The organism is Micromonospora sp. MW-13, assembly GCF_003434305.1.
Lineage (GTDB): Bacteria > Actinomycetota > Actinomycetes > Mycobacteriales > Micromonosporaceae > Micromonospora.
The window spans coordinates 1-11462 of the sequence record NZ_QKKX01000069.1 but is presented as its reverse complement, the minus strand read 5'-3'; the positions used below and the strand labels follow the sequence as shown (position 1 = coordinate 11462).

The following is an 11462-nucleotide window of genomic DNA, read 5'->3' as shown; positions in this document are numbered from 1 at the left end:
CACAAGCTCCGTACTGGGGACAACGGTCAGGAATCGGATCCGTCAAGCGCCAACTTGACGAGGGTGTCGGCGTCCATCTCGTCGATGAGGTCGAGGCTCTCGTCGGTGGACTCGGCGGCGGCGCCGGTCTCGGCGTCGGTGAGGTTCAGCAGCAGTTCCAGCAGGCCCGCGTCGCGGAGCCGGGCCAACGGGATGGTCGCGAGGGCCTGCCGGACCGTCGACTCCGACGGGTCCGCGCCGTCCGACCGCCGCGCCTCGGGGAGCAGCCCGTCGAGCAGGTGCTCCGCGAGGGTGGTGGGGTTCGGGTAGTCGAAGACGAGGGTCGCCGGCAGCGGCAGCCCGCTCGCGGCGCTGAGCCGGTTGCGCAGCTCCACCGCGGTCAGCGAGTCGAACCCGAGCTCCTTGAACGCCCGCTGGGGCTTGACCCGGTCCGTGCCGGGGTGGCCGAGCACCGCCGAGGCGTGGGTGCGGACCAGGTCGATCAGGTGCCGGGCCTGCTCGGTGCGGGGCAGGGCGCGCAGGTGTTCCCGGAGCCCGTCGGCGGCGCCGCCCGGCTGCTCGTCGGTGGGCGCGCGCAGCGCCTCCCGGGCCTCGGCGAGGTCGTCGAGCAGCGGCCGGGGGCGGGCCGAGGCGTACGCGGGGGCGAACACCGCCCAGTCGACGTCGGCCACGGTCAGCGTGGGCCGGGGCTGGCCGACCGCGTACCGCATGGCGTGCACGGCGTCGTCCGGCACCATCGCGCTGAGGCCACGCCGGGCCAGCGCCTGCTGGGCCTCGACGCCGGCCATGCCCCCGTCGGCCCACGGCCCCCAGGCCACGGACGTCGCCGCGAGGCCCCGGGCCCGCCGCTGGTCGGCCAGCGCGTCGAGGAACGCGTTGCCCGCCGCGTAGGCGCCCTGTCCGCCACTGCCCCACACCCCGGCGATCGAGGAGAACAGCACGAACGCGTCCAGCGGCCGGTCGCCCAGCAACTCGTCCAGGTGCACCGCGCCGGCCACCTTGCCGGCGAGGACGGCGGCGAAGCCGGCGAGGTCGGTCTCGGCCAGCAGGCCGACGTCACCGGCCCCGGCGGCGTGCACCACCGCGGTCAGCGGCGCCGGGTCCTGGTCCAGCTCGGCCAGCAGGGCCGCGACCTGGTCCCGCTCGGCGACGTCGCAGGCCACGATCGAGACCCGGGCGCCGTGCGCGGCCAGTTCCTCCCGCAGCTCCGCCGCGCCCGCGGCCCGTTCGCCACGGCGGCTGGTCAGCACCACGTGCGCGGCGCCGTTGGCGACCGCCCAGCGGGCCACGTGGGCGCCGAGCGCCCCCGTGCCGCCGGTGACCAGCACCGTGCCGGACGGCTGCCAGCGCTCCCCGGCGGCCGGGGCGGCGGCTGCCGCCCGGCCGAGCCGCCGGACGAACACGCCGGTGGGTCGTACGGCGATCTGGTCCTCGTCCCCGGCGCCGGCGACCACCCGGACCAGCCGGTCCCAGCCGGCGGGTTCGACGTCGTCGGGCAGGTCCACGAGGCCGCCCCACAGGTGTGGGTGTTCCAGGCCGGCGACCAGTCCGAGGCCCCACAGCCCGGCCTGGGCGACCCGGCGGACCGCGTCGCCGTCCCCGGTGCCGACCGCGCCCTGGGTCAGGCACCACAGCCGGGTCTTCGTCCCGGTGTCGTGCAGCCCCTGGAGCAGCAGCAGGGTGGCCGCCGTGCCGACGGGCACCGCCGGGCTGTCCGGGTGTGGCTGGTCGCGGAGGCCGAGCAGGGAGAGCACGCCGGTGACCGTCCGGTCGGCCAGCGTCTCGGCGAGCCGCCGGGCGAGGTCGTCCCGGTCGGTGCGGACCGGGTCGACGGTCAGCCGGAGCACGTCGGCGCCGGCCGAGGCCAGGGCCTTGGCGGCCTCCTCGGTCCGCGCGCCGGTGACCGGGTCGTCGTCCTGCGGCGACACCAGCAGCCAGGTGCCCGCCGGGGTCGCGGCCAGGTCGGTCCGCTTCCACATGACCCGGTACGACCAGCCGTCGACCAGGGCGCGTTGCCGGCGGGCCCGGTGCCACGTCGACAGGACCGGCAGGGCCGGGGCGAGTGTGTCGAGGTCGCTGCCGTCGCCGCCGAACTGGGTCGCGAGGGCGGTGAGGTCGCCGCTCTCCACGGCCGTCCAGAACTCGGCGTCCGCGCCGTCGCCGGCCGTCCGCCGGGTCCGGGCCACCGACTCGGGCCAGTACCGCTGGTGCTGGAACGCGTACGTCGGCAGTTCGACCCGGGACGCCCCGGCGCCGGCGAACCACTTCGACCAGCTCACCGGCACACCCTGCACGTGCAACTCGCCCAGGGCCGCCAGCAGCGCCTGCGACTCCGACCGGTCCCGGCGCTGCACCGCCACCGCCAACACGTCCCCGCCGGCCGGCAGCGCATCAGCCACCAGCGCCGTCAGGACACTCTGCGGGCCGACCTCCAGGAACGTGTCCACCCCGGCGGTCTTCAGGGCGGTGATCCCGTCGGCGAACCGCACCGCCTCCCGCACGTGCCGCACCCAGTACTCCGGCGTACACAGCTCATCACCCTCGACAAGCCCACCGGTCAGGTTCGACACCAGCGGCACCAACGGCGCGGCGAAACTCAGGCCACCGAGGACCGACCGGAACTCGTCGAGCATCGGCTCCATCAACGGACTGTGGAACGCGTGACTCACCGCCAACCGACGGGTCCGGGCCCCCCGGCCCCGCCAAAGCTCCTCCAACTCGTCCAAGGCAAGGACCTCGCCCGACACCACCACCGACGACGGCCCGTTCACCGCCGCGATCCCAACCCGGCCGGCAAAACCGTCCAGGCTCGACAGCACGTCCGCCTCGGACCCGCCCACCGCCAGCATCCCGCCACCCGCCGGCAACGCCTGCATCAACCGACCCCGCGCCGCCACCAGGACAGCCGCGTCCGCCAGCGACAACACCCCCGCCACATGCGCGGCCGCGATCTCACCGACCGAATGCCCACCCACGAAGTCCGGCACCACACCGAACGACTCCACCAGGCGGAACAACGCCACCTCGACCGCGAACAGACCGGCCTGCGTGAACACCGTCTGATCCAGCAGGCCCGCCTCGGCGGAACCCTCCGCCGCGAACAACACCGACCTCAACGGGCGCGGCAGCAGCGGATCCAGCAGCCCACACACCTCGTCCAACGCGGCGGCGAAGACCGGGAACTCACCGGACAACTCCCGGCCCATCCCGGCCCGCTGCGCACCCTGACCGGAGAACAGCACCGCCAGCGGTCCGCGTTCCACGGCGGAGCCGGTGACCACCGCGCCGGAGGGGTTCCCGGCGGCGAGGGCGGTCAGCCCCGCCAGCAGGTCGTCGCGGTGCGCCGCGACGACGACGGCCCGGCGCTCCAGGGCCGGTCGGGTGGTTACCGATGACCAGGCGACCTCGACCGCTCCGAGGTGCTGGTCGGCGGAGAGCCACCGGGTCCACCGGTCCGCCTGGGCCGCCAGCGCCGCCTCGTCGCGCGCCGACAGCAGCACCGGAACCACCGGCGGCACGGCGTCCCCGGCCGCCTCGCCCTCGACCACCTCGGCGGGCGGCTGCTCGATGATCACGTGTGCGTTGGTGCCGGAGATGCCGAACGACGACACCGCCGCCCGACGCGGCCGGTTGACCGCCGGCCACGGCATCGCCTCCGTGGCCAGCGCCACCGCACCGGCCGACCAGTCGATGTGCGGCGACGGCTCATCCACGTGCAGGGTCGCCGGCACCACACCATGCCGCATCGCCATGATCATCTTGATCACGCCGGCCACCCCGGCCGCAGCCTGGGTGTGGCCGATGTTCGACTTGATCGATCCGAGCAGCAGCGGCTGGTCCGCCGGCCGATCCTGACCATAGGTGGCCAGCACGGCCTGCGCCTCGATCGGATCACCCAGGGTCGTGCCCGTGCCGTGCGCCTCCACCACGTCGACCTGCTGCGAGCTGAGCCGGGCGTTGGCCAGGGCCTGCCGGATCACCCGCTGCTGCGACGGACCATTCGGCGCCGTCAAACCGTTCGACGCGCCGTCCTGGTTCACCGCGGTGCCCCGCACGATCGCCAGGATCCGCCGGCCGTCCCGCTGCGCATCCGACAACCGCTGCACGAGAAGCACACCCACGCCCTCGGACCAGCCGGTCCCGTCGGCGGAGGCCGCGAACGACCTGCACCGGCCATCCTGCGACAGACCACGCTGCCGGGAGAACTCGATGAACGTCCCCGGCGTCGCCATCACCGTCACACCACCGGCCAACGCCAGATCACACTCACCACTGCGCAACGCCTGCGCCGCCAGATGCAACGCGACGAGGGACGACGAGCACGCCGTGTCCACGGTGACCGCAGGCCCCTCCAGCCCGAACGTGTACGCCACCCGACCCGACAGGACGCTGCCCGAGTTGCCGGTGCCGATGTACCCCTCGGTCTCCCCCGGCATCTCCATCAGCCGCGTCGCGTAGTCGTGGTAGATCGCTCCCGCGAACACGCCCGTCCGGCTGCCCTGCAACCACTGCGGGTCGACCCCGGCCGACTCGAAGGTCTCCCAGGACGCCTCCAGCAGCAGCCGCTGCTGCGGGTCCATCGCCAGGGCCTCACGCGGCGAGATCCCGAAGAAGGCCGGGTCGAACTCGGCCGCCCCGTACAGGAAACCGCCGTGCCGGGTGTACGAGGTGCCCGGACGGTCCACGTCCGGGTCGAACAGGGTCTCCAGGTCCCAGCCCCGGTCGGCCGGGAACTCCCCGATCCCGTCCCCGCCACCGGCCAGCAACGCCCACAGTTGCTCCGGCGTCTCCACCCCGCCCGGGTAGCGGCAGGCCATGCCCACGATCGCGATCGGCTCGTCGCCGCCGACCGTCGCCTGCGACTCCGGCTCGACCTCGGCGGCCCGGGTGCCGACCAGTTCGGCGTACGCGTGCTCGGCCAGCGCCTGCGGGGTGGGGTAGTCGAAGACCAGGGTCGAGCCGAGGCGCAGCCCCGTCGCGGTGTTGACCCGGTTGCGCAGCTCGACCGCGCCCAGCGAGTCGAAGCCGAGGTCCCGGAACGTCCGGTCCGCCGGCACCGCCTCCACGCCGTCGTGCCCCAGCACCTGCGCGGCCAGACCCCGGACGAGCAGGGCGACCTGCGCCCGGCCCTCGTCCTCGGTGAGCCGGGCGAGCCGGTCGGCCAGACCGTCGCCGCCCTGCCCCGCCTGGCGGCGCGCCGTGGTCGTGCCGACCAGCGCCCGCAGCATCGGCGGCACCACGCCGCCGACAGCGGCGGCCCGCAGCGCGGGCACGTCGATCACCGCAGGCACCAGGGTCGGCCGGTCCACGGCCACCGCCGCGTCGAACAGCGCCAGGCCGATGTCGGCGCTCATCGCGGTCAGGCCGGCCCGCCCCGACCGGGCCCGGTCGGCGTCGCCGAGGGACGCGGCCATCCCGGCCGTGTCCCACATCCCCCACGCGAGGCTGACCGCCGGCAGGCCGGCCTGCCGGCGCTGCGCGGCCAGGGCGTCCAGGAACGCGTTGCCCGTCGCGTACGCCGCCTGGCCCGGCGAGCCGAGCACCCCCGCGATCGAGGAGAACAGCACGAACAGGTCCAGGTCCAGGCCGGCCGTCGCCTCGTGCAGGTGCCAGCCCGCCGACACCTTCGGCGCCAGGACGCCCGCCAACCGGTCGGCCGTCAGTCCCTCGACGAGGCCGTCGTCGAGCACACCGGCCAGGTGGACCACGCCCGCCAGCCGGCCCGTCGAGGTGACGTCCGCGACCAGCCCGGCCACCTGCTTCCGGTCGGTGACGTCGCACGCCACCACCCGGGCGGTCGCGCCCAGCCCGGCCAGCCGTTCGACCAGCTCGTCGGCGCCGGCGGAAGCCGGACCCCGCCGGGACGCCAGCACCAGCGCCCGGAGGCCGTGCGTCCGGACGAGGTGCTCCGCGACGAGGGCGCCCAGCGCGCCGGTGCCGCCGGTCACCAGGACGGTGCCGGCGTCCGCCACGAGCGGGGCGTGCATCGACGGCGCCGGCGCGCGCACCAGCCGCGGCACGAACACCCGACCCGCGCGGACGGCCACCTGACCGCCCGCGGCGTCCTCGGCGACCCGCGCCAGGACAGCCACCAGGCCCGCGTCCACGTCACCGTCGACATCCGCGAGCACGATCCGGCCCGGGTGCTCCGACTGCGCCGACCGCAGCAGACCCCACACCGCCGCACCCGCCAGATCCGTCACCGCATCGCCGTCCCGGGCCACCACCGCGCCCCGGGTCACCACCACCAGCGTCGACTCCGCGAGGGCGTCGGCGGCCAGCCAGGCCCGCAGCTCCGCCAGTACGGCCGAGGCGAGGGCGTCGACCGCCTCGGGCACCGCCCCTTCCTGCCCGGCGGTGGCCGGGAGCAGCAGCAGGCCCGGCGGTTCGGCGCCGCCGTCGAGCGCGGTGAGCAGGTCGGCGACGGTGCGCTGGACCCGCCCGACGGCGTCGGCCGGGCCGGGCCCGCCGAGGGCCGCCCACGCCGGCACGGTCACGACCGGGGTGACCTCCGCGGCCCGCCAGTCGACCTCGAACAGCGACCGGGCTGCCGCGTCCGGAGTGGCCCGGCCGATCAGCTCCCGCAGGGTCAGCGACTCCACGGACACCACCGGCGTGCCGGCCTCGTCGCCGGCGACCAGCCGCACGCCGGTGCCCTCGCGGGTCAGCCGCACCCGCAGCACCCGCGCGCCCGAGGCGTGCACCTGCACACCCTCGAACGCGAACGGCACCCGGGGCGCGGCGGACTCCTCGAACAGCAGGGCGGCGGGGTGCAGGGCGGCGTCCAGCAGCGCCGGGTGCACGCCGAACCGGGTGGCGTCGCCGGCCGCGTCGTCGGGTAGGGCGACCTCGGCGAAGACCTCGCCGCCGCCGGTCCAGGCCCGACGCAGGCCCTGGAACACCGGCCCGTACGCCACGCCGCGCTCGGCGAACGCCGCGTACCAGCCGGTCAGGTCGACCTCGTCGGCGCCGGCGGGCGGCCACGCGCCGACGCCCGGCTCGTCGGCGGACGCCGGTTCCAGCACACCGTCGGCGTGCCGGGTCCAGCCCGCGTCGGGGGCGTCGTCGGGGCGGGAGTGGATGGTGACGGTGCGCTGCGGCGCGTACCCCGGCGCCGACACCCGGACCTGGATGCGCACGCCGCCGGAGGACGGGATCACCAGCGGCGCGGCGATGGTCAGCTCCCGTACCCGGGACGCGCCCACCTCGTCGCCGGCCCGCACCGCGAGTTCCACCAGCGCGGTGCCCGGCAGCAGCACCGCGCCCGACACCGCGTGTTCGGCGAGCCACGGCAGGGTGGCGAGCGCCAGCCGGCCGGTCAGCACGACCTCGCCGTCGCCGGCCAGGTCGACGGCCGCGCCGAGCAGCCCGTGCCCGGCCGCGCCGAGGCCGGCGCCGGCCACGTCACCGGCGCGCAGCCGGCCGACGTTGGGCCAGTACCGCTGCCGCTGGAACGCGTACGTCGGCAGGTCGACGGGGTGGCCGCCGGTCTCGGGCAGCAGGGTGGACCAGGTCACGGGCATGCCGTGGACGTGCAGTTCCGCCAGCGCGTGCAGCAGCGAGACGGGTTCCGGCCGGCCGGGGCGCAGCGCCGCGACGACCGCGACCGAGGAGGTGGCCGGGTCGTCGTCCGGCAGGCAGGTGCGGACCATGCCGGCGAGGACCGCGTCCGGGCCGAGTTCGAGGAACGTGCCGACGTTGCGCTGCCGCAGGCAGGCGACGCCGTCGGCGAAGCGGACGGCCTCCCGGACGTGCCGCACCCAGTAGTCGGGGGTGCTGATCTCCTCGGCGTCGGCGATCCCGCCGGTGAGGTTGGAGACCACCGGCAGCAGCGGCGGGCGGAAGGTGAGCCCGTCGAGGACCGTCCGGAACTCGGCCAGCATGGGTTCCACCAGGGGGCTGTGGAAGGCGTGGCTGACCCGCAGCCGGCGGGTGCGCGCCCCCCGGGCGGACCAGGTCCGCTCCAGGACGTCCAGGGCGTCCAGCGCCCCGGAGACCACCACCGCGGCCGGCCCGTTGACCGCCGCGATCCCGACCCGGTCGGTCAGGCCGGCCAGCGACTCGGTGACCGCCGCCTCGTCGGCGGCGACGGCGAGCATCCCGCCGCCCGCCGGCAGCGCCTGCATCAGCCGGCCCCGCGCGCCCACCAGGGCGCACGCGTCGTCGAGGGAGAGCACCCCGGCCACGTACGCGGCGGTCACCTCGCCGATCGAGTGACCGGCGACGAAGTCCGGCACGATCCCGTACGACTCGGCGAGGCGGAACAGGGCCACCTCGACGGCGAACAGGCCGGCCTGGGCGAAGACGGTCTGGTCGAGCAGTTCGGCGTCGGCCGAGCCCGCCGAGGCGAACAGCACGTCCCGCAGCGGGCGGGGCAGGTGCGGGTCGAGGTGGGCGCACACCTCGTCCAGCGCGGCGGCGAAGACGGGGTGCCCGGCGGACAGCTCCCGGCCCATGCCGGCGCGCTGCGCGCCCTGGCCGGAGAAGACCACGGCGGTGCGCCCGCCCCGGGCGGTGCCCTCAACGACGGCGGGCGAGGGCTGCCCGTCGGCGAACGCGTCCAGGGCGGACAACAGGCCGGCCCGGTCGGGCACCAGCAGGACGGCGCGGTGTTCGAGGACGGACCGGCCGGTGGCCAGCGCGCGCCCGATCCCGGCGACGGTCAGGTCCGGCCGGTCGGCCACCAGGCCGTGCAGCCGGCGGGCCTGCCCGCGCAGGGCGGCGGCGTCGCGCGCCGACAGGACGCAGGGGACGAGACCGCCGGGGACCTCGCCGGTCGCCGCCGGGGTGGCCGCGGGGGCCGCCGCCGGCGCCTGCTCGAGGATGGTGTGCGCGTTGGTGCCGCTGATCCCGAAGGAGGACACTGCCGCACGGCGGGGGCGGTCCAGGGCCGGCCAGCGGCGGGTCTCGGTGAGCAGCTCCACCGCCCCGGCGTCCCAGTCGATGTGCGGGGACGGCTCGTCGACGTGCAGGGTCGACGGCAGCATCCCGTGCCGCATCGCCAGCACCATCTTGATCACCCCGGCGACACCGGCGGCGGCCTGCGCGTGCCCGATGTTCGACTTGATCGAGCCGAGCAGCAGGGGCCGGTCGGCGGGCCGGTCCTGCCCGTACGTGGCCAGCAGCGCCTGCGCCTCGATCGGGTCGCCGAGCGGGGTGCCGGTGCCGTGCGCCTCGACGGCGTCCACGTCCGCCGCCGTGAGGCGGGCGTTGGCCAGGGCCTGCCGGATCACCCGCTGCTGGGCGGGGCCGTTGGGGGCGGTCAGGCCGCTGCTCGCGCCGTCCTGGTTGACCGCGCTGCCCCGCACCACGGCGAGGACGCGGTGCCCGTTGCGCTGCGCGTCGGAGAGGCGTTCCAGCAGCAGCATGCCGATGCCCTCGGCGAAGCCGGTGCCGTCGGCGCCCGCGCCGAAGGCCTTGCACCGCCCGTCGGGCGAGAGGCCGCGCTGCCGGGAGAACTCGGTGAGCATCCCGGGGGTGGACATCACGCTGACGCCACCGGCGAGCGCGAGCCGGCACTCGTCCTGACGCAGCGCCTGGGTGGCCAGGTGCAGGGCGACCAGCGAGGAGGAGCAGGCGGTGTCGACGGTGACGGCGGGGCCCTCCAGGCCGAACAGGTACGAGATCCGGCCCGACGCGACGCTGCCGGCGCTGCCGTTGCCGACGTAGCCGTCCAGCTCGTCCGTGGTGTCGGCGGCCTGGGACGCGTAGTCGTGGTAGATGAGGCCGACGTAGACGCCGGTGCTGCTGCCCCGGGCCGTGTGCGGGTCGATCCCCGCCCGCTCGAAGGCCTCCCAGGAGGTCTCCAGCAACAGCCGCTGCTGCGGGTCCATGGCCAGCGCCTCGCGGGGAGAGATCCCGAAGAAGCCGGCGTCGAACTCGGCCGCGTCGTGCAGGAAGCCGCCCTGGCGGGGGGCGTTGCCGTCGTCGCCGATCCGCAGGTCGTCCGGGTCCCAGCCGCGGTCGGTGGGGAACGGCGCGATGACGTCGGCCCCGGCCGTGACCAGCTCCCAGAGCTGCTCGGGGGTCTGCACGTCGCCGGGGAACCGGCAGGCCATGCCGATGATCGCGATGGGCTCGTCGAGGGCGGTGGCCGTGCCGACGGCCACGGGGGCGGTCGCCGCCGCGCCGCCGAGCTCCCGGTCGAGGAACTCGGCGAGGACGACCGGGGTGGGGTAGTCGAACGCCACGGTGGCGGGCAGCCGCAGCCCGGTGGCGGTGGCCAGCCGGTTACGCAGTTCCACCGAGGTCAGCGAGTCGAAGCCCAGCTCCTTGAAGCCCCGATGGGCGTCGACGCTGTCGGCGGAGCGGTGCCCCAGCACGGCGGCCACGCTCGCGGCGACCAGGTCGAGCAGGTGGCTGCGGCGCTGCGCGGGGCTGAGCGTGGCCAGCCGCCCGCGTTCCGAGGCGGTGTCGGTGGCCGCCTGCCCGGCGGTCCGCCGGACGGGTCCGGTGGGGCGGACCAGCTCGCGCAGCATGCCGGGCACCGCGCCGGCGGCCGGTCGGGCCGCGGCCGGCGGCAGGTTCATGAGTACGAGGTGCACGCCGCCGTACTGCCGCGCCAGGTCGAACAGGGCGGTGCCCTCGACCTCGGTCAGCGGGGCACTGGTGGCCCGGATCGCCCGGCGGTGGGCGTTGCCGCCGAGGTGGGCGGTCATCGCGCTGGCGGTGTCCCACAGTCCCCAGGCGAGACTCGTGGCGGGCAGCCCCTGCTGCTGGCGGAGGCGGGCGAGGGCGTCGAGGAACCCGTTCGCCGCCGCGTAGTTGCCCTGCCCGGGCGAGCCGAGGGTGGCCGCCACCGAGGAGAACACCGCGAAGGTGGCCAGGTCGGCGTCGCGGGTGGCCCGGTGCAGCGCCCAGCCGGCGTCGACCTTCGGGGTCAGCACCTTGTCGAGGGCCGACTCGTCGAGGGAGCCGATGGTGGCGTCGGCGATCACCCCGGCGGTGTGCACCACCGCGGTCAGCGGGTGCGCCGGGTCCACCTGCGCCAGCAGGCGGGCGACCTGGTCGGGGTCGGCGACGTCGGCGGTGGCGGTGGTGACGCGGGCGCCCTGCCGGGTCAGCTCCGCCACCAGGTCGCGGTACGCCTCGGGGCCGCGGCGGGAGGCGAGCAGCAGGTGCCGGGACTGGCCGGTGGCGACGAGGTGCCGGGCGAACACGCCGGCCAGGGCGCCGCCCGCGCCGGTGATCAACGTGGTGCCGTCCGGGTCCACCGGGGCGGGAATGCGCAGCACCACCTTGCCCACGTGCCGCGCCTGGCTCATGTACCGCAGCGCCCGCCGGGCGTGCTGCACGTCCCACACCCGCACCGGCAGCGGACGCAGCACGCCCTGCTCGAACAGGGCCAGCAGTTCGGCCAGCATCTCCCCGATCCGGTCGTGCCCGGCCTCGTTGAGGTCGAACGCCCGGTAGGTCACGCCCGGGTGGCGTTCGGCGACCTGGCGGGGGTCACGGATGTCGGT

Annotated in this window: 1 protein-coding gene; it reads right to left on the bottom strand. The window is 76.0% G+C overall.

Annotated features, from left to right (window positions below; all coding sequences use genetic code 11):
- Nucleotides 1-26: 26 nt before the first annotated feature.
- On the bottom strand, nucleotides 27-11462 hold an 11436-nt coding region (locus tag C5N14_RS27340), incomplete at its 5' end, for a type I polyketide synthase (protein WP_117672147.1).